Genomic DNA, 17507 nt, shown 5'->3' with positions numbered 1-17507 from the left:
GAATGCGATGACAGTATTGACCTGGTCCGACGATCGCGTCGAGCAACTGAAAAAACTCTGGGAGTCCGGCCTTTCGGCCAGCCAGATCGCCGCGGAACTCGGAAATGTGACGCGAAATGCGGTGATCGGCAAAGTGCACCGGCTGGGGCTTTCCGGCCGCGCCAAGAGCCCCTCCTCGGCCGCCCCGCGGCAGCGCAAGGCCCGCCCAGCCCAGCAGATGATGCGGGTTTCGCGGCCGGTGTCGCGCGGCAACACCGCGCTGGCCCATGCCTTTGACGTGGAGATGGAGCCCGATCCGGTCGCCTACGACAATGTGGTGCCGATGAGCCAGCGGCTGTCGCTGCTCGAGCTCAACGAGGCCACCTGCCACTGGCCGATCGGCGATCCCTCGAGCAACGACTTCTTCTTCTGCGGCGGCAAGGCGCTCGCCAGCCTGCCCTATTGCGCGCACCACTCGCGCGTCGCCTATCAGCCGGCTTCCGATCGCCGCCGCCCGGCGCCGAAGCCGACCAGGTAAGGCTGCGCACTCTCCGGTGTCGTCCCCGCGAAGGCGGGGACCCATAACCACCGATGTGAGTGGTTACGACTTGCTGGAGCCCCAGCGCATTTCAACAATCAAGATTCGTGGTTATGGGTCCCCGCCATCGCGGGGACGACAGTGGAGTGTTTTCACTCCACCTTGGCAAAGCGATCGTCCAGCGCGTAGCCGGCGCCGCGGACGGTGCGGATCGGGTCCTGCTCGCGGCCGGGGTTGAGCAGTTTGCGCAGGCGGCCGATATGCACGTCGACGGTGCGCTCGTCGATATAGATGTCGCGGCCCCAGACGCTGTCGAGCAGCTGCTCGCGGCTGAAGACACGGCCGGGATGCTCGAGGAAGAACTCCAGCAGGCGATACTCGGTCGGGCCGAGATCGATCGGACGGCCCGAGCGCGCGACCCGGCGCTTCTCGCGATCGAGTTCGATGTCGCCATAGGTCAGCACGGTGGCGAGCCGCTCCGGGCTCGCCCGGCGCAACAGGCCTTTCACTCGCGCCAGCAGTTCCGGCACCGAAAAGGGTTTTACGATGTAATCGTCGGCGCCGGTCGCCAACCCCCGCACCCGCTCGCTTTCCTCGCCGCGCGCGGTCAGCATGATGATCGGCAGCTGCTTGGTCTCGGGCCGCGCGCGCAGGCGGCGGCACAGCTCGATGCCGGACAGTCCCGGCAGCATCCAGTCGAGCACGATCAGATCGGGAACGCGCTCCTTCAGCCGTGTGTCGGCGTCGTCACCACGGCCGACGGTTTCGACATCGTAGCCTTCGGCATCGAGGTTGTAGCGCAGCAGCGTCGTCAGCGCTTCCTCGTCTTCGACCACCAGAATGCGGGCGCTCATCAGTGTAAGCCTCTCTTCGTCTTATTTTGCCGCGTTTTCTTCACGCGAAACGCTACGTCTCTAGTTTCCGGGTACCGTCGTGGCGAACGTCGTCATGTCGCCCTTCGGCCGCTTGTCCATGATCTGCTGGCCCTCGATCATGTAGAACACGGTTTCGGCGATATTGGTGGCGTGGTCGCCGATCCGTTCGATGTTCTTGGCGCAGAACATCAGGTGGATACAGAACGAGATGTTGCGCGGATCTTCCATCATGTAGGTCAGGAGTTCGCGGAACAGCGAGGTGCAGATGGCGTCGACTTCCTCGTCGCCCTTCCACACCGCCATCGCCGCCGGCAGGTCGTGCGCCGCATAGGCATCGAGCACCGACTTGACCTGCGACTGCACCAGGTCGGTCATGTGCTCGAGGCCGCGGATCAGTTTCAGCGGATGAAAATCGTTCTCCAGCGCCGCGACCCGCTTGCCCATGTTCTTGGCGAGGTCGCCGATCCGCTCCAGATCGGTGGCCACCCGCATCGCGCCGACGATTTCGCGGAGATCAATCGCCATCGGCTGGCGCCGCGCGATCGTCAGCACCGCGCGCTCCTCGATCATGTGCTGCAGATTGTCGATTTCGGCATCGGCGGCGACCACGCGCTTGCCGAGTGCTATATCGCGGCGCACCAGCGCATCGACGGATTCGGTGATCATGCGTTCGGTGAGGCCGCCCATCTCGGCGACTAGCCGGGTCAATTCCTGCAGATCGCTGTCGAACGCCTTGGCGGTATGTTCAGAAGCCATGTGTTATCTCCTCAACCGAACCGGCCGGTGATGTAGTCCTGGGTGCGTCGATCGCTCGGCGAGGTGAAAATCTTGTTGGTGTCGTCGAACTCGATCAACTCACCAAGATACATGAAGGCGGTCTTGTCCGAGACGCGCGCCGCCTGCTGCATATTATGGGTAACGATGGCGATGGTGTAGTCCTCCGCCAGTTCCTGGATCAATTCCTCCACCTTGGCGGTCGAGATCGGGTCCAGCGCCGAGCAGGGCTCGTCGAACAGGATCACCTCGGGCCGCACCGCCACGGTGCGGGCGATGCAGAGTCGCTGCTGCTGGCCGCCGGAGAGCGAGAGGCCCGAGGCGTTCAGCTTGTCCTTGACCTCATTCCACAGCGCGCCGCCACGCAACGCCTTTTCGACCCGGCCGTCCATCTCGGATTTGGAGATCTTCTCGTAGAGGCGGATACCGAAGGCGATGTTCTCATAGATCGTCATCGGAAACGGCGTCGGCTTCTGGAACACCATGCCGACCCGGGCCCGCAGCAAATTGAGATCGAGCTTGGGGTCCAGGATGTTGGTCTGGTCGAGCATCAATTGGCCGGTCGCACGCTGGCCGGGATAGAGATCGTACATCCGGTTGAAGATCCGCAGCAGGGTCGATTTGCCGCAGCCGGACGGCCCGATGAAGGCGGTGACGCGGTGGGTGCCGAGCGCGAGGTTGATGTTCTTCAGCGCGTGGTGCTCGCCGTAGTAAAAATTCAGGCCCCGCGCGGTGACCTTGGCCGGCGCGTCCGGCAACGCCACCGGGGGAACGGATCCGCTCGCGCTGCTCACCGATACAGAAAGATCGTTCATTTTGCGGTCCTCTCGGCGCCCAGGATGCGCGCGCCAATGTTCAGCGCGAGCACGGTCAAGGTGATGAGCAAGGCCCCGCTCCAGGCCAGCTGCTTCCAGTAGGCGTAGGGGCTTTGCACGAAATTGTTGATGGTGACCGGCAGGTTCGCCATCGTCTTGGTCAGGTTGAGGCTGAAGAACTGGTTGGACAGTGCGGTGAACAACAGCGGCGCGGTTTCACCGGCGACGCGCGCGGTCGCCAGCAGCACACCGGTGATCAGGCCCGACCGCGCGGCGCGATAGGCGATGCGCTTGATCACGAGCGAGCGCGGCAGGCCGAGCGCGGACGCCGCTTCGCGCAGCGGATTGGGCACCAGCACCAGCATGTCCTCGGTGGTGCGCACCACGACGGGGATCACGATCACGGCCAGCGCGAGGCAGCCGGCAAAGGCCGAAAACCCGCCCATCGGCACCACGACGGCGCCGTAGACGAACAGGCCGATGATGATCGACGGCGCGCTGAGCAGGATGTCATTGATGAAGCGGATCACCGAGGTCAGGCGATCGTTCCGGCCGTATTCGGCGAGATAGGTGCCGGCGAAAAGACCCAGCGGCGCCCCGAAACCGACGCCGATCACGGTCATGATGATCGAGCCTGTGATGGCGTTGCGCAGGCCGCCGTCGGTCGATCCTGGCGGCGGCGTATCCTGGGTGAACACGGCGAGATTGATGCCGGCGAGGCCGTTGTAGAGCAGCGTGAACAATATCAGCGCCAGCCACGTCACGCCGAACAAGGCGGCGCCGACGCACAGCGCGCGGATGACGATGTCGTAGCGGCGGCGTGAGGCGTAAATCGGGTTCATGGCCTAATTCCCCGCCTTCTTTTCCAGCCGCATCAGCATCAGCCGGGCGGCGGCGAGAACGAAGAAGGTCAAGACGAACAGCAACAGCCCGAGCAGGATCAGGCCCGACTGGTGCAGGCCGTCGCTTTCGGCGAATTCGGAGGCGATCGCCGCCGAGATCGTGGTGCCCGGCGCGAAGATCGAGCCCGAGATGCGGAACGAATTGCCGATGATGAAGGTCACCGCCATGGTTTCGCCGAGCGCGCGGCCGAGCGCCAGCATGATGCCGCCGATGACGCCGACGCGGGTGTAGGGAATGACCACGTTGCGGACCACTTCCCAGGTGGTGCAGCCGACGCCATAGGCGGCTTCCTTCAGCACCGGCGGCACCGTCTTGAAGACGTCGACCGAGATCGAGGTGATGAAGGGCAGCACCATGATCGCGAGAATGAGCGCGGCGTTGAACAGGCTGAGATAGGACGGGGGACCCGCGAAGACCGCACCGAGCACCGGGACGCCGTCGAAAATGTTGATCATGAACGGCTGGAACGTGTTGGCGAGGAACGGCCCGAGCACGAAGAAGCCCCACATGCCGTAGATGATCGAGGGAATGCCGGCGAGCAATTCGATGGCCAGGCCAATCGGACGGCGCAGCCACAGCGGACAGATCTCGGTCAGGAAGATCGCAATGCCGAGACCGACCGGAATGGCGATCAACATCGCGATCCCGGACGTGACCAGCGTGCCGTACATCGGGCCGAGCGCGCCGAGCACCGGCGGATCGGCGGACGGCGCCCAGCGCTGCGTCCACAGGAACGCAAAGCCGTATTCCCTCATCGCCGGAAAGGCGCCGACGATCAGCGAAAGAATGATGCCGCCGAGAATGAGCAGTACCGAGATCGCGCAGCCGCGGGTGATCCAGTAGAAGGTGACGTCACCGAGCTTGAAAGCGCTGAGTGCCCTGGCACGATCGTAAGGTCCGGCAGCTTCCATTACGTCGCTCTGAACGGCCATGTCCGCCACGCCAATCCCCTGTCTAGTTCAAAGCCACTCAAATCGCCACGCCCCGAAGCGATTTTACTCAGGATTTACCGGCGTCATTCTCCGATGTGCGATTGCACATCGTAGACGGCCCGGAGGACCAGACCTCAGATGCGCAATTGCGCATCGGGGAATCCCTGGATTCCGGGTTCGCTCGTTGCACTCGCGCCCCGGAATGACGGGGCGCGAGATTCGTTGCAGACCAGTCTCAGCTCTTGATGTCGGCCGACCAGGTCTTTTCGATCAGCTTGACGACCGATTCCGGCATCGGGATGTAGTCGAGCTCTTCGGCCATCTTGCCGCCCTTCTCGAACGACCATTTGAAGAACTTGATGGCTTCCTGGGAGGCTGCCTTGTCGGTCGCATCCTTGTGCATCAGGATGAAGGTCGAGGCGGTGACCGGCCACGACTTCTCGCCGGGCTGATCGGTGAGGATCACGTAATAGCCGGGAGCCTTCGCCCAGTCGGCGTTGGAGGCGGCCGCCTGGAAGGCCTCGACGGTCGGCTGCACGGTCTTGCCGGCCTTGTTGACCATCGCGGTGTAGGTCAGCTTGTTCTGCTTGGCATAGGCGTACTCGACATAACCGATCGAGTTCTTGGTCTGGCCGATATTGCCGGACACGCCTTCGTTGCCCTTGGCGCCGACGCCGGTCGGCCATTCAACCGCAGTGCCGGAGCCAACCTTGGTCTTCCAGTCCGCGCTCACCTTCGAGAGATAGTCGGTGAAGTTGAAGGTGGTTCCCGAACCATCGGAGCGGCGCACCACGGTGATGGCGTCCGAGGGCAGCTTCAGCTTCGGATTGAGCTTGGCAATCGCCGGATCATTCCATTTGGTGATCTTGCCGAGATAGATATTGGCAAGCGTTTCGCCGTCGAAAACCATCTCGCCGGGCTTCACGCCCTCGAGATTGACCACGGGGACGATCGCGCCCATGACCATCGGCCACTGAACGAGGCCATCCTTGTCGAGCTGCTCGACCTTCAGCGGCATGTCGGTGGCGCCGAACGTCACGGTCTTGGCCTGGATCTGCTTGATGCCGCCGCCGGAGCCGATCGACTGATAGTTCAGACCGTTGCCGGTCTCCTTTTTGTAGGCGTCGGCCCATTTCGAATAGATCGGGAACGGGAACGTCGCGCCCGCGCCAGTGATATCGGCGGCGAATGCCGACGTCGAAGCGGCGACCAAGCCGACAGCGACGATTGTCTTGAGGAAATTCATGGTTGGTCTCCATTGGTGAGCGAAGCGCCATCCGCGCCCGAGCGCGCTCACGCCGGTCCGTTTAGGAGCGGTCGATAGAGCTTTTACGAAGGTTCGATGACAGTTGGATGACAGTCTTAAGCGATTGAAATCGCTTGGCTTTAGGCCACTGTCGGAGGTTTTGCCTGGGGAAAACAGGCGGTAAAAGTCGCACCGTTTTTGGGCACGCTTTCGATCAAAAGCCGGCCGCGATGACGGTTAAGAATATGTTTCACCAGCGATAATCCGAGCCCGGTTCCACCCTGGGCACGGCTGTCGCCGACGTCCACCCGGTAGAAGCGTTCGGTCAGCCGCGGCAGATGTTCCGGCGCGATGCCGGGGCCGAAATCGCGCACCAGCACGCGAATTTCCGGGGTGCCGTCGGTGGACGCCGCCTGGACCAGGGAGACGATCACCTTGCCGCCGGACGCGCCATATTTGAGCGCGTTCTCGATCAGGTTCTCGAACAGCCGCAGCAGTTCCTCGCGGTCGCCCGCGATCGTCACCGGCGTCTCCGGCAGATCGATCTCGATTAGGACCTGACGCTCGCGCGCCAGCGGTTCCAGCCCGTCGGCGACCTGGCGGATGATCGGCACGATATCGATCGAGGTGTCGGGACGGACATGGGCTGACAGTTCGACCCGCGACAGCGACAGCAGATCGTCGATCAGCCGCGCCATTCGCGTCGCCTGGGTATGCATGATGCCGAGAAAGCGCTCGCGCGCCCGCGCATCGTCCTTGGCCGGCCCCTGCAGCGTATCGATGAAACCCGACAGCGCCGCCAGCGGCGTGCGCAATTCGTGACTGGCATTGGCGACGAAGTCGGCGCGCATTTCCTCGACCCGGCGCAGCGGCGTCTGGTCGTGGAACGTCATCAGCATGCACTTTTCGGTGCCGCCGAACAGGGTGGGCACCGGCACCGGCGTGACGATCAATTCCATCCAGCGATCGACCGGCACGTGGTCGAGATAGGTCGCGCGACGCGGTTCGGTGGTCGCGATCGCCTCGCGCAGCGCAGTGATGATCTCGGGCGAGCGCAACGCGAACTGGGCAAGCTCGTTGCGGCGCAGCGCCGGCGCGAGTTGGGCAGCGGCTGCATTGAGATGGATGACGCGGCCGGCGCGGTCGAGCAGCACCGCCGGATCCGGCATGCCTGCCACGACCGCGCTGACCGCGGCGGCCTCGACCGGATTGACGCCGCGGACATCCTCGCGCGAGGTGGCCGCATCATGCAGCCGCCATGGCACCAGCGCGGCGGCGGCGATGCAGACGAGAACCGCGGCGGCGCGAACCAGCGACAATTCACCGAAGGCGACCAGCACGGCAAGGGCGAGCCCCGCCGCGAGCAGGATAATGGCAGAGTGCCGCAGCCGGTCCGGCCACGGCGCAAAGAAGGAAGTAGAAGCGGAATCGTCTATCGCCATCGAGCCTTACTTCCCGTCATTTCTGACACGCTTGCTTCACGCGAACCGGGGCCCACCTCGCGCAAAAACGCTTTGGACCGCTTGTCAGGCGCCGGTGTCTCCACGCTCGCGCACATAGACGGCCTCACGTGGCGGCTGGGCGTCGGGGCCCGGCGTCAACTGGCGCAGGCGCTTGAGTCGTGCGCCGAGGATAACTTCCCGAAACGTCAGCAAGATTACAGATATGACGAACGGCGCAATATAATAGAGCACGCGGAACAAAAGCATCCCGGCCAGCAGGTCCTCGCGGTCCATCTGCCAGAGGCCGACCAGCATGGCGGCGTCGAACACCCCGAGCCCGCCGGGCGAATGGCTGGCGAAGCCCAACAGGGTCGCCGAAACGAAAATCACAGCGACGACGACAAAGCCGAGATTGGGCTCGTCCGGCACCAGCACATACATCGCCAGCGCGCAGAACCCGAGATCGACGATGCCGATGGCGATCTGCAGCAGCGTCAGCGGGCCGCCCGGCAACGTCACCGTCCATGGCCCGCGGCCGACCCGGCGGGGCTGGGTCCAGACCCAGACCACATAGGCCACCAGCGCCACGATGATCGCGAACGCCACCACGCGGTTGAGCCAGGCCGGCAGCTGATCGATGGAGGCTGCGGCCTCCGGGTGATAGGCGATGCCCATTCCCAATACTGCGGCATTGCCGAGCCAGAAGGTCAGCCCGGCCAGGAAGCATATCTTGGCGACATCGATCGCGTTCAGTCCCCAGGCCGAATAGATCCGGTAGCGCACCGCGCCGCCGGTGAATACGCTGGCGCCGACATTGTGCCCGATCGAATAGGAGGTGAAGGCGGCGAGCGCGTTGGTGCGGTAGGGAATGTTGCCGTGGCCGATGGCACGAACCGCGAACCAGTCATAGAATGTCAGGGTGAAATAGCCCGCCGCGACAAACAGCGCCGCCAGCCAGATCTGGCGCGGCTCGGTCGACTTGATGGCCTCGATCACCTCATTGGAGTCGATACCGCGGAGCATGTGGTAGAGCACATAGCACGCGATGGCGATGACCGTGATGCTGACCACAACCCCCAGCTTGTGCAGGATTTGCTTCTGGCGCAGAAACGAGACCGCTCTGCGTATTGCTTCCAGCATCTAGACCTCGAATGGCGATCTCGCGACGACGGCTGCCGGGCGGACCCCGCCGACGCTACGCTGCTCCCTGCCCCCTCTGGTAGCGCGTTTTGAGCCGGAGTGGAATTCGCCTGACGACAAATAAAACACGCTTCTTCAACATATTAGGCGGAATTCGTGACAGCGACTGCACAGTTTTGCTGCATTCCGGCGCCCTGAACAAGATCGTAAAACACCGGAGCCACCGGCTATGAGCGGGCAGGGCGCACCGTCAGGCGGCGGATTTCGCCGAAAGTCGCTGGTAGATCAACAGATCGAGTTCCGGCGCGTGGCCGGCCAGACCGGTCAGTAGCGCGTGGACCTGGCCGCGGTGGTGTGTCTGGTGGTTGAACCAATGCGCGAGCGCCGGCCCCAGCGGCTGCTCGAACACTTCCGGCGTCGAGACGCGGCGGTACCTGATTGTGCCGGCAATGCGGGCATCGTCCAGCTGGTCGACGAAATCGATGATGCGCCGGTCCTCGGCCTCGCGCGCGGGGCGAAGTTCGGCGAGCGTGCCGAACAGGATCGCATCCAGCCGGTCCGGCGCGTCGCCCTCGCCGGTGAAGCGCTGCATCCAGATCCGGTCGGTCGCCAGGAGATGATTGAGCGTGCCGTGCACCGATTTGAAGAACGCGCCGCGATCGGCGCGATATTGCTCGGCGCTGAGCCGCGCCGCGGCGTCGTACAGCCGCGCGTTGGCCCAGGCGTTGTAATGCCCGAGCATTCGATAATGGGCGGTCAGGGTCATGGCCAGATCTCAGCCCGCGGGCGCGCTGCGCGAAACCACCCGGTCGCGCAGCCACGATCCGACCGCGCAACCACATAGGTAAAGCGCGAACATCACGAGGCCGAGGTCGAGCCAGTAGCCGAAGCGGCCGGGGACGATTCGCGCGAACGCTGCCGCAACCAGTGCCGCCGCCAGCACCGCAAGCCAGCGCACCAGCGTTTTCGAGACGCCCTGGCCGCGCTGGACCACCGAGATCCAGCCCATCGCCAGGCCGAGCAGCAGCGACGCCAGGAGCCAGCCCCAGTAGAATGTCGTCAGATAAACCATCGCTACCTCACCACGAAATCGATGCGGCGGTTTTGCGCCTTGCCTTCTTCGGTATCATTGCCGGCAACCGGTTGCGTGCTGCCATAGCCGACCGGGGTGAACCGGTCCGCGGGCAGGCCCGCCTTGACCAGATAATCGGTCACGGCCTGCGCGCGCTTTTCCGACAGCGTCCGGTTGGACGCTTCCTCGCCGTCGGTATCGGTATGTCCGGCGATCTCGATATTGGCCGTCGGACAGCGCAAGGCCGTCTCGATCAGGCGGTCGAGCAGGCCGGCCGAATCCGCCACGATGTCGGCCTTGCCGGATTCGAACCGTATCCTGCCCCGGCCTAGCAATTCGGCGAATAATTGCTGACATACGGTCGCATCCACCGGCGCCGCCGCCGGCTTGACCGAGATTTCCGGCTTGTACTGCCAGCCCGGCGGAAAGTCCTTGCCGAGACCGGCGCGGATCTGGTTGGCCGCCGCCTCGTAAAGCGCGTCGCCCGACAGCTTCACTTCGCGGTCGGAGACGACAAGCGTGCCGGTCGACAGCCGCGACAATGCGCCGAGCGCGGGCACCACCGCGTTGGCAAAACCCGAGGGCGCGCCGACGCTCGCCTTGAGATTGTCGACGACCTTTTCGCTGAAGAACTTGCGTTCGGCCGCCTGCACCAGCGCCGCATGGACATTGTTGTCGGGCACATAGCCGGTCAGCGTCAGCGTCACCGCGACCGGATCCTTGTAGGCCTGGAAGATGTAGGGCGGCGCCTTGATGTCGTTGGCCGCGACCGAGTAACCCTCGGGGAGATTTTTCAGCGCCGCCGCGATCGCTTCCCGTCCGCCAAGCTCGCGCGCCATGCCGGAAAGGCTGACCTTGGTATCCGACAGCATGATCTTGCCGTCTTTCAGTTTGCCGATCTGGTCGAGCAGCAGCAACGCGGCATTGTCGAAACGCGGCGGCGCGCCGCGCGACAGATTCATCTGATCGACGACCTCGACACCGCCGAGACTGGCGCGCGCCGCCTCCACCAGTTTGCCCTTGCTCGCCGGCAATGGCGAACTGCCGCCGAGCCGCACCCGGACGACGTCGCGTTCCGCCGACCAGACGAACGGCTTGGCTTCGGGCACCAAGCGGGTTTCATCTTCGACCAGCCGCACGCCCGGCACGGCTTCCACCGACGCCACCGCACTCTGACGGCCGTCTTCGGAGAACGCGTCGGCCGCAAACGTCACGTCGCGGCCGGCGACCGATATCCTCCGTTTGTCGAGGACGGTATCCTTCAGCGCCGCAGTCGAACGCTGGGCGAGGTCAGCCTCCAGCGGTTCGGTACTGGTCCAGGCGGCGATCGCCCAAAAGATGACCAGCGGAATCACACCCGGCCACCATTTGCTACTCCACCTGAAAAGTCCGTGCATTCGATGTCCTGCGGGGCTTGGCGCCCCGTTTCCGAAGTTCTTCAGCTATCGCTGCATCCCCTGGCACCAACTTCGGAAACGGGGCGCCAGCAAAAACCATGATTCCAGTGCCGCTTGTCGATTTGACGTTCCTGACGCGAATTCGCGGCACCAGTGCAGGAACGTCAAATCGGCGGCACCGGAACGGAGAGAAAACAAACCCTTGCGAGGCTGTCAAACCCGAAATACCACAAAGGGGTAGGGGTGCGGATATTCTATCCGGCTAACCGTTTCTTCAGTGGTCTTTCGCTAATTTCGGCGAGCACTCCAACCCGGCCAGCCGCGCCCGATGAAATCGCTCCGCAACACCGTTATCCGCGCCGGGCTGGAAGCGCTTTACTTCTCAGGTGCGCATTACCTGCTGCGACCAATCTTCGCAGGCGTCGGCGCGATTTTCATGCTGCACCACGTCCGCCCCAGCGGCAGCGCCCAGTTCCAGCCCAACCGTCACCTCGAAGTCGAGCCGGCGTTCCTGCACGCGATGCTGGCGCATCTTCGTCAGCTCGACATCGATATCGTCACCATGGACGAAGTGCATCAGCGGCTCTCCGAACGGAATTTCGCGCGGCGCTTTGCCTGTTTCACCCTCGACGACGGCTATCGTGACAACCGCGACTTCGCGCTTCCGGTGATGCGTGAATTTGACGCGCCCCTCACCGTCTATGTCGCCAGCGATTTCGCCGACGGCAGCGGCCGGCTGTGGTGGGTGGCGCTGGAAAAGGTGATCGCCGGGGCGACTGCAATCGAGGCCCCGATCGGCGGGACCATCACCCGCTTCGATACCTCGACGCCGGCGGCCAAGCAGACCGCGTTCGACCGGCTGCATGACTGGCTGCGCGCGTTGCCGGGAGAACATGATTTGCAGCGCGAGATTTCCGCGCTCTGCGCGCGGCACGGCGTCGATGAGACCACGATCGCCCGCGACCTCTGCATGTCGTGGGAGGAGTTGAAGGCATTCGCCGACGATCCACTGGTCACCATCGGCGCGCATACCATCACGCATTGCAATCTGGCGCGGCAGTCGGAGGCGACCGCCGCTTGCGAGATCGACACCAGCCGCGCGCGGATCGAAGCGGCGCTGCAAAAGCCCGTGCTTCATTTCGCCTATCCCTACGGCGACCGGATCGCCGCCGGCCGGCGCGAATTTGCACTGACGCGGGCATCCGGATTCAAGACCGCGGTGACGACACGGCCGGGCATGATCTTCCCGGAAAGTGCTGCGTACCTGACCGCGCTGCAGCGGGTCTCGCTCAACGGCAATTATCAGGACGCGCGCATCCTGCCGGTCCTGACCTCCGGCGCCGCGACCGCGGTGTGGAACGGCTTTCGCCGCATCGACGCGGCGTAGACGAGGTTAGTCATAGGAAGAAGGCCTTGCCGCTTCCTGCGGTGGTGTGGCGACGCCGGCAGTTGCCTGCATCAAGATCATGGCCAGGATGTGGAAAATCAAAAACGCAGCCGCGATCGTTGCGAGCAGCCCGGTTTCGCCCACCACAGGAAGCCGGGCGGACGACTTCGCCCGGAATGGCCCTTCATTTACTGACATTTTCATGACCTGCGGATCGCGATTTTCGGAACGTCAGCTTCGTTCCGCGCCGCGGCGACCAGATGCCGATGCTCCCGGACGATGCGGCGCGCGTGACGCCGCCGCGACTGGTGCAGCGAGACCAGGATCGCGACAAAGAAGCCGTTCAGCATTGACGCCATGGCCAAAAATATCGGCGCTTTCGCACGGCTTGTCGGAGGCATCTGCGGACCGCCGGCATCGCGATGAGGCAACCGCCATTCGATTGTTGGATTTGACACAGGAACCTCCGTGGAGCCGGCACTGACGCCGTTTGATTGCTTGATGGTTGCAACCGGAGATATGCAGCGAGTCGTCGCGCTTTGCTTTGCCGCTAGCTTTATTTGTCCTTGCGGTTTGCTTGATTTCCGGCCGGGCGCACGGAACTTGCCTTCTCCCCTTGTCGGAGACGGGAAGAGTCCCCCTGCTTGACTCATGGAACCCTCGCGCCCAAAACCGTCCGCAAATCAGGGAGGCGTCATGTTCAAGGATCTGTTTTCACTCAAAGGCCGCGTCGCACTCGTAACCGGGGGATCGCGCGGCATCGGCAAGATGATCGCGGCGGGGTTTTTGGCGCAGGGCGCGGCGAAGGTCTACATCACCGCGCGCAAGGCCGGCCCTTGCGAAGCAACCGCGCAAGAACTTTCAGCCGCGTATGACGGCGAATGCATCGCGCTGCCGATCGATATCTCGACAGTCGCGGGCTGCGACAAGCTTGCCGGCGAAATTATCAAACTTGAGCCGAAGCTCGATATTCTCGTCAACAATGCCGGTGCGGCCTGGGGCGCGGAATTCGACGAATTTCCCGAAAGCGGCTGGGACAAGGTGATGGACCTCAACGTCAAGTCGCTGTTCTTCCTGACCAAGGCGCTGGCGAAACCGCTGCGCGCGGCGGCAAGCCATGAACGGCCCGCCAAGGTCATCAATATCGCCTCGATCGACGGCATCTTCGTCAACCCGGGGGAAACCTATTCCTATGCCGCGAGCAAAGCTGCGGTGATCCACCTGACGCGGCGGATGGCGACCAAGCTGATCAAGGACAATATCAACGTCACGGCGATTGCACCGGGGGCATTCAAGTCCGACATGAACCGCGCGGCGCGCGATCACGCCGACGAGGTGGCGCAGCGGGTGCCCGCCCGGCGCGTCGGAACCGATGAGGATATGGCGGGCGTCGCGATCTATCTGGCGTCGCGGGCAGGCGATTACGTGGTCGGCAACACCATCGCCGTCGATGGCGGCGTGGTTTACGCCAATGCCGGACTTGAGATTGCGGGGTAAGGGCGGGGCGGCGTCGGAGGTAAGCTCCCTCGCCCCGCACTTGCGGGGAGAGGGTTGGGGTGAGGGGCCTCTCTCAGCCCGTTGCAATCTATCGATAGACCTGTACCCCCTCACCCGGATCACATCTGCGATGTGATCCGACCTCTCCCCGCAAGCGGCCGCAAGCGGGGAGAGGTAAGCAAGCTCACGTCTCGATCTTCACATACTCGAAATCGCCGGGCTTGTTGTCGATGCCGACCTTGGGCGGCGAGATCCAGGAGGCGTAGGTGCCGGCCGCGGTGACCGGCGTCATCAGCGAGGCGATGAAGTCGCCGTCGGCGGACGACGGCAGCCATTCACCCTTGCGCCGGTTCCAGGTGGCGTCGTCGATCAGCACGCCTTCCGGCGTGGCGTTGATATCCCTGAACTCGCCGATCTGGCGATGGAACGCGACGTTCGGCAGCGTCAGCTTGAAGTGATAGCCTGACGTCGAAATGATCTTGTTCCAGCGCAGCATGCCCTTGGCGCAATCCTGCGTGTAATCGTCGCGCAGCCGCATGTTGAGCGCAGTCAGCGCCGGCTCGTCGACCCGCTTGACCTCGCCATTGACCAGCTTGAGCACCGGATAGGTGGCGTTCTTGAGCTGATGGTCGTCGTCGATCTGGGTTTCCTTGTAGCGGCCCTTGATGCCGGCGTTGAAGGCGTTCGCCGCGTTGGTCGAGACTTCCGAGCCGAACAGATCGAGCGACAGCGAATAATGCAGGTTCAGTTTCTTCTGGATGGTCGGCAGATCGATCACGCCGAGCGCGCGGACCTTTGCGATATCGGTGGGATCGCTGATGCCGGCCGCCTTCATCGCTTCACAGGTGCGCTGCACGACGCGGCTGATGCCGGTCTCGCCGACGAACATGTGATGCGCCTCTTCGGTCAGCATGAAGCGGCAGGTGCGCGACAGCGGATCGAAGCCGGACTGCGCCAGTGAGTGCAGCTGCATCTTGCCGTCGCGGTCGGTGAAATAGGTGAACATGAAGAACGACAGCCAATCGGGAGTGGCCTCGTTGAAGGCGCCGAGCATGCGCGGGCTATCGGCATCGCCGGAGCGACGGCGCAACAACTCATCGGCCTCCTCGCGGCCGTCGCGGCCGAAATATTTCTGCAGCAGATAGACCATCGCCCAGAGATGGCGGCCTTCCTCGACATTGACCTGGAACAGGTTGCGCAGGTCGTAGAGCGACGGCGCGGTCTTGCCGAGATGGCGCTGCTGCTCGACCGAGGCCGGCTCGGTGTCGCCCTGGATCACGATCAGGCGGCGCAAGGTCGCGCGATGCTCGCCCGGGACTTCCTGCCAGGCCGGCTTGCCGTAATTTTCGCCGAAGGGAATCACGCGGTTCTCTTCCTGCGGCGCCAGCAAGATGCCCCAGCGATATTCCGGCATCTTGACGTAGTCGAACTTGGCCCAGCCGCGCGGATCGACCGAATAGGCGGTGCGCAGGTAAACCAGCGACTGCTGAAAACCCTCCGGGCCCATGTCGCTCCACCAGTCCATGTAACCGGGGTGCCAGCCTTCCAGCGCTTTCAGCACCTGGCGATCCTCCGAGAGATTCACGTTGTTGGGAATCTTGGTCGAGTAATCGACGTTCATGAAGTTCATGGCGTGCTCCTTGGCTACATTTTCCGTCATGCCCGGGCTTGTCCCGGGCATCCACGTCTTCTCTTCATTCCGCGAAAAGACGTGGATGGCCGGGACAAGCCCGGCCATGACGCAGCAAAATTTCTAGACTCGCGTCATATCGAACTGCGCCTTCTGGCCGGTGCCGTAGCGGCGCAGCGCACCGTCTTCGCCCACGGCGTTGGGACGCTGGAAGATCCAGTTCTGCCACGCCGTCAGCCGCGAGAAGATCTTCGATTCCATCGTCTCCGGCCCGACGAAGCGCAAATTGGCTTCCATCCCGGTGAGACCGTCGGGCGAGAAGGAGGTGCGCTCCTCGAAGAATACCCGCACCTCGTCGTCCCAATCGATATCGTCGAGCGCGAAGGTGACGAGGCCGAGCTCCTCGGCTTCCTCGGCATCGATCGCCTTGCCGATCGCGGCCCGCGCGCGGTCGATATCCGTTGGATCGGCCTGGAAGCGCGATTGCAGGCGCGTCAGGCCGTGGCTCATCGGATAGGGGCCGAAATTCATCGCGGTCAGTTCGATCGCCGGCGGGGCGCGGTTATCGCCCTGCTTCTGGCCGATCAGCATGTAGGAGCGGTCGGCGGCGAACACGAGTTCGGCCAGCGTGCCGACGAAGCAGGAGCCGGGCTCGACCAGCGTCACCAGCGTGCGCGAGGTGACGTCGATGCGCTTCAGCACCCGCTTCCAGTACTGCCGGATCTCGTTGACCAGCCAGTGCGCTTTGTTGGCTTCGAGGAGGGCGTCGCAGGCGACGACGTTGGCGCGCTCGCCATGCGACTTGAACACCAGCATCGCGGTTTCGAGTTCGTTGATGCGCAAATGAAGGATCGCGTCGTCGAGCTCGCGCGCCACCTGCAGCGGCCAGAACGACGCGCCCTGCCCGATCAGGCCGTCGATATCGGCCGGCGGGGCTATCTCGGGCGCCTTGATCGAAATGGTGGCGATCCGTTGCGAGCGGTCGATGTCGACGCTGACAAAACAGTAGCGGATGCTGTTTTCATCGATGGTGCGGTTGAGCGGCGTCAGGACAACGCCCTTGCCGTTGCCGTTGCGCCTGGAGGCGGCGGCGAATTCTTTCGCGCGCTCGGCGACCTTGGCATCTAATTTACTGCTGGGCACGATCTCGTCGACCAGCCGCCACTGCACCGCGCGCTTGCCCTTGATGCCTTCCTCGATGGTGCAGAAGAAGTCGGCATGGTCGCGGCGCACCTTGCGCTTGTCGACCACCCGGGTCAGGCCGCCGGTGCCCGGCAACACCGCCAGCAGCGGCACTTCCGGCAGCGACACAGCGGCGGCGCCATCGTCGGCCAGCATGATATGATCGGTCGCGAGCGCCAGCTCATAGCCGCCGCCGGCCGCGGTGCCGTTGACCACGCTGATGAAGCGCTGGCCGGAATTCTCGGATGAATCCTCAAGCCCGTTGCGGGTCTCGTTGGTGAATTTGCAGAAATTGACCTTGTGCGCGTGGGTCGAGCCCGCCAGCATGCGGATATTGGCGCCGGCGCAGAACACCCGGTTCTTGCCCGAGCGCACCACGACGACCTTCACTTGCGGATGCTCGAAGCGCAGCCGCTGCACGGCGTCCGCCAGTTCAATATCGACGCCGAGATCATAGGAATTCAGCTTGAGCTGATAGCCCTCGAACAGCCCGGCATTCTCGTCGACATCCATGGTCAGCGTCGCGACATCGTCAGCGACGTCGAGCTTCCAGTGCCGGTAGCGCGACGGATCGGTTTGAAAGTCGATGTATTTCGCGCCGCCTGCGAGAACGCGATCTTCGCCTGCCATTGGGCCACCCTGACACTTTTGTTGGCTTAACTTGTTCGGCTCAGCTGTCTTGCTCAGCTTCATGCACA

The 17507-nt window shown here is 63.5% G+C and carries 18 protein-coding genes; 3 read left to right on the top strand and 15 right to left on the bottom strand.

Annotated elements, in window-relative coordinates; genetic code table 11:
• Positions 1 to 7: 7 nt before the first annotated feature.
• The gene (locus tag V1289_RS24775; protein ID WP_334399629.1) at positions 8 to 517 is read left to right on the top strand and encodes a GcrA family cell cycle regulator; all 510 of its coding nucleotides are present in this window, start codon (positions 8 to 10) and stop codon (positions 515 to 517) included.
• Positions 518 to 669: 152 nt separating this feature from the next.
• Here V1289_RS24775 and phoB read toward each other — a convergent pair whose 3' ends face one another.
• From phoB to V1289_RS24720, 11 genes are all read right to left on the bottom strand, one after another.
• Complete coding sequence (gene phoB, locus V1289_RS24770; RefSeq protein WP_074271485.1) at positions 670 to 1371, bottom strand: phosphate regulon transcriptional regulator PhoB; 702 nt, start codon at positions 1369 to 1371, stop codon at positions 670 to 672.
• 60 nt (positions 1372 to 1431) lie between these two features.
• Positions 1432 to 2148, bottom strand: a complete 717-nt coding sequence (phoU, locus tag V1289_RS24765) for a phosphate signaling complex protein PhoU (RefSeq protein ID WP_309181465.1) — start codon at positions 2146 to 2148, stop codon at positions 1432 to 1434.
• A gap of 11 nt (positions 2149 to 2159) precedes the next feature.
• A complete protein-coding gene (gene pstB / locus V1289_RS24760; protein ID WP_309181464.1) occupies positions 2160 to 2981 on the bottom strand; it encodes a phosphate ABC transporter ATP-binding protein PstB in 822 nt (273 codons plus the stop codon).
• On the bottom strand, positions 2978 to 3823 hold the full coding sequence (gene pstA, locus V1289_RS24755; RefSeq protein ID WP_334399625.1) for a phosphate ABC transporter permease PstA: 846 nt from the start codon (positions 3821 to 3823) through the stop codon (positions 2978 to 2980). Before pstA ends, pstB begins: the two co-directional genes overlap by 4 nt.
• 3 nt (positions 3824 to 3826) lie before the next feature.
• Complete coding sequence (pstC, locus tag V1289_RS24750; protein WP_334407654.1) at positions 3827 to 4816, bottom strand: phosphate ABC transporter permease subunit PstC; 990 nt, start codon at positions 4814 to 4816, stop codon at positions 3827 to 3829.
• 235 nt (positions 4817 to 5051) lie between these two features.
• The gene (gene pstS, locus V1289_RS24745) at positions 5052 to 6062 is read right to left on the bottom strand and encodes a phosphate ABC transporter substrate-binding protein PstS (protein ID WP_334399623.1); all 1011 of its coding nucleotides are present in this window, start codon (positions 6060 to 6062) and stop codon (positions 5052 to 5054) included.
• A gap of 140 nt (positions 6063 to 6202) precedes the next feature.
• A complete protein-coding gene (locus V1289_RS24740) occupies positions 6203 to 7504 on the bottom strand; it encodes an ATP-binding protein (RefSeq protein ID WP_334399621.1) in 1302 nt (433 codons plus the stop codon).
• A gap of 84 nt (positions 7505 to 7588) precedes the next feature.
• A complete protein-coding gene (locus V1289_RS24735) occupies positions 7589 to 8644 on the bottom strand; it encodes a lysylphosphatidylglycerol synthase domain-containing protein (protein ID WP_334399619.1) in 1056 nt (351 codons plus the stop codon).
• A gap of 250 nt (positions 8645 to 8894) precedes the next feature.
• Positions 8895 to 9410, bottom strand: a complete 516-nt coding sequence (locus V1289_RS24730) for a DinB family protein (RefSeq protein WP_442896070.1) — start codon at positions 9408 to 9410, stop codon at positions 8895 to 8897.
• A 9-nt stretch (positions 9411 to 9419) separates the two neighbouring features.
• Positions 9420 to 9716 carry a hypothetical protein gene (locus V1289_RS24725; RefSeq protein WP_334399617.1) on the bottom strand — a complete coding sequence of 99 codons (297 nt, stop codon included), beginning with the start codon at positions 9714 to 9716 and terminating at the stop codon, positions 9420 to 9422.
• A 2-nt stretch (positions 9717 to 9718) separates the two neighbouring features.
• Positions 9719 to 11113, bottom strand: coding sequence for an OmpA family protein (locus V1289_RS24720; protein ID WP_334399615.1), 1395 nt, complete (start codon positions 11111 to 11113; stop codon positions 9719 to 9721).
• Positions 11114 to 11441: 328 nt separating this feature from the next.
• On the opposite strand from V1289_RS24720, the gene V1289_RS24715 reads away from it, so the two are divergent.
• Complete coding sequence (locus V1289_RS24715) at positions 11442 to 12500, top strand: polysaccharide deacetylase family protein (protein WP_334399613.1); 1059 nt, start codon at positions 11442 to 11444, stop codon at positions 12498 to 12500.
• A gap of 6 nt (positions 12501 to 12506) precedes the next feature.
• Here V1289_RS24715 and V1289_RS24710 read toward each other — a convergent pair whose 3' ends face one another.
• Positions 12507 to 12644, bottom strand: a complete 138-nt coding sequence (locus V1289_RS24710) for a hypothetical protein (protein WP_334399611.1) — start codon at positions 12642 to 12644, stop codon at positions 12507 to 12509.
• 56 nt (positions 12645 to 12700) lie between these two features.
• On the bottom strand, positions 12701 to 12958 hold the full coding sequence (locus V1289_RS24705; protein WP_334399609.1) for a hypothetical protein: 258 nt from the start codon (positions 12956 to 12958) through the stop codon (positions 12701 to 12703).
• Between the two features lie 238 nt (positions 12959 to 13196).
• Between V1289_RS24705 and V1289_RS24700 the strand changes: the two genes are divergently transcribed.
• A complete protein-coding gene (locus tag V1289_RS24700) occupies positions 13197 to 13997 on the top strand; it encodes an SDR family oxidoreductase (RefSeq protein ID WP_334399607.1) in 801 nt (266 codons plus the stop codon).
• A gap of 184 nt (positions 13998 to 14181) precedes the next feature.
• On the opposite strand, the gene boxB is transcribed toward V1289_RS24700, so the two are convergent.
• Together boxB and boxC are read right to left on the bottom strand one after the other, a co-directional pair.
• Positions 14182 to 15618 (bottom strand): benzoyl-CoA 2,3-epoxidase subunit BoxB, encoded by a 1437-nt coding sequence (gene boxB, locus V1289_RS24695; protein ID WP_334407650.1) that lies wholly within the window; start codon positions 15616 to 15618, stop codon positions 14182 to 14184.
• A 132-nt stretch (positions 15619 to 15750) separates the two neighbouring features.
• Positions 15751 to 17439, bottom strand: a complete 1689-nt coding sequence (gene boxC / locus V1289_RS24690) for a 2,3-epoxybenzoyl-CoA dihydrolase (RefSeq protein ID WP_334399605.1) — start codon at positions 17437 to 17439, stop codon at positions 15751 to 15753.
• Positions 17440 to 17507 lie beyond the last annotated feature (68 nt).

The sequence above is a fragment of the Bradyrhizobium sp. AZCC 2289 genome, assembly GCF_036924615.1.
Classification (GTDB): Bacteria; Pseudomonadota; Alphaproteobacteria; order Rhizobiales; family Xanthobacteraceae; genus Bradyrhizobium.
This window is presented reverse-complemented; position numbering and strand designations above follow the sequence as displayed.

What these genes read in the sequence shown, in the direction of transcription:
- V1289_RS24775 (WP_334399629.1), top strand. Translation starts at nt 8, where the DNA reads ATGACAGTATTGACCTGGTCCGACGATCGCGTCGAGCAACTGAAAAAA.
- phoB (WP_074271485.1), bottom strand. Translation starts at nt 1,371, where the DNA reads ATGAGCGCCCGCATTCTGGTGGTCGAAGACGAGGAAGCGCTGACGACG.
- phoU (WP_309181465.1), bottom strand. Translation starts at nt 2,148, where the DNA reads ATGGCTTCTGAACATACCGCCAAGGCGTTCGACAGCGATCTGCAGGAA.
- pstB (WP_309181464.1), bottom strand. Translation starts at nt 2,981, where the DNA reads ATGAACGATCTTTCTGTATCGGTGAGCAGCGCGAGCGGATCCGTTCCC.
- pstA (WP_334399625.1), bottom strand. Translation starts at nt 3,823, where the DNA reads ATGAACCCGATTTACGCCTCACGCCGCCGCTACGACATCGTCATCCGC.
- pstC (WP_334407654.1), bottom strand. Translation starts at nt 4,816, where the DNA reads ATGGCCGTTCAGAGCGACGTAATGGAAGCTGCCGGACCTTACGATCGT.
- pstS (WP_334399623.1), bottom strand. Translation starts at nt 6,062, where the DNA reads ATGAATTTCCTCAAGACAATCGTCGCTGTCGGCTTGGTCGCCGCTTCG.
- V1289_RS24740 (WP_334399621.1), bottom strand. Translation starts at nt 7,504, where the DNA reads ATGGCGATAGACGATTCCGCTTCTACTTCCTTCTTTGCGCCGTGGCCG.
- V1289_RS24735 (WP_334399619.1), bottom strand. Translation starts at nt 8,644, where the DNA reads ATGCTGGAAGCAATACGCAGAGCGGTCTCGTTTCTGCGCCAGAAGCAA.
- V1289_RS24730 (WP_442896070.1), bottom strand. Translation starts at nt 9,410, where the DNA reads ATGACCCTGACCGCCCATTATCGAATGCTCGGGCATTACAACGCCTGG.
- V1289_RS24725 (WP_334399617.1), bottom strand. Translation starts at nt 9,716, where the DNA reads ATGGTTTATCTGACGACATTCTACTGGGGCTGGCTCCTGGCGTCGCTG.
- V1289_RS24720 (WP_334399615.1), bottom strand. Translation starts at nt 11,113, where the DNA reads ATGCACGGACTTTTCAGGTGGAGTAGCAAATGGTGGCCGGGTGTGATT.
- V1289_RS24715 (WP_334399613.1), top strand. Translation starts at nt 11,442, where the DNA reads ATGAAATCGCTCCGCAACACCGTTATCCGCGCCGGGCTGGAAGCGCTT.
- V1289_RS24700 (WP_334399607.1), top strand. Translation starts at nt 13,197, where the DNA reads ATGTTCAAGGATCTGTTTTCACTCAAAGGCCGCGTCGCACTCGTAACC.
- boxB (WP_334407650.1), bottom strand. Translation starts at nt 15,618, where the DNA reads ATGAACGTCGATTACTCGACCAAGATTCCCAACAACGTGAATCTCTCG.
- boxC (WP_334399605.1), bottom strand. Translation starts at nt 17,439, where the DNA reads ATGGCAGGCGAAGATCGCGTTCTCGCAGGCGGCGCGAAATACATCGAC.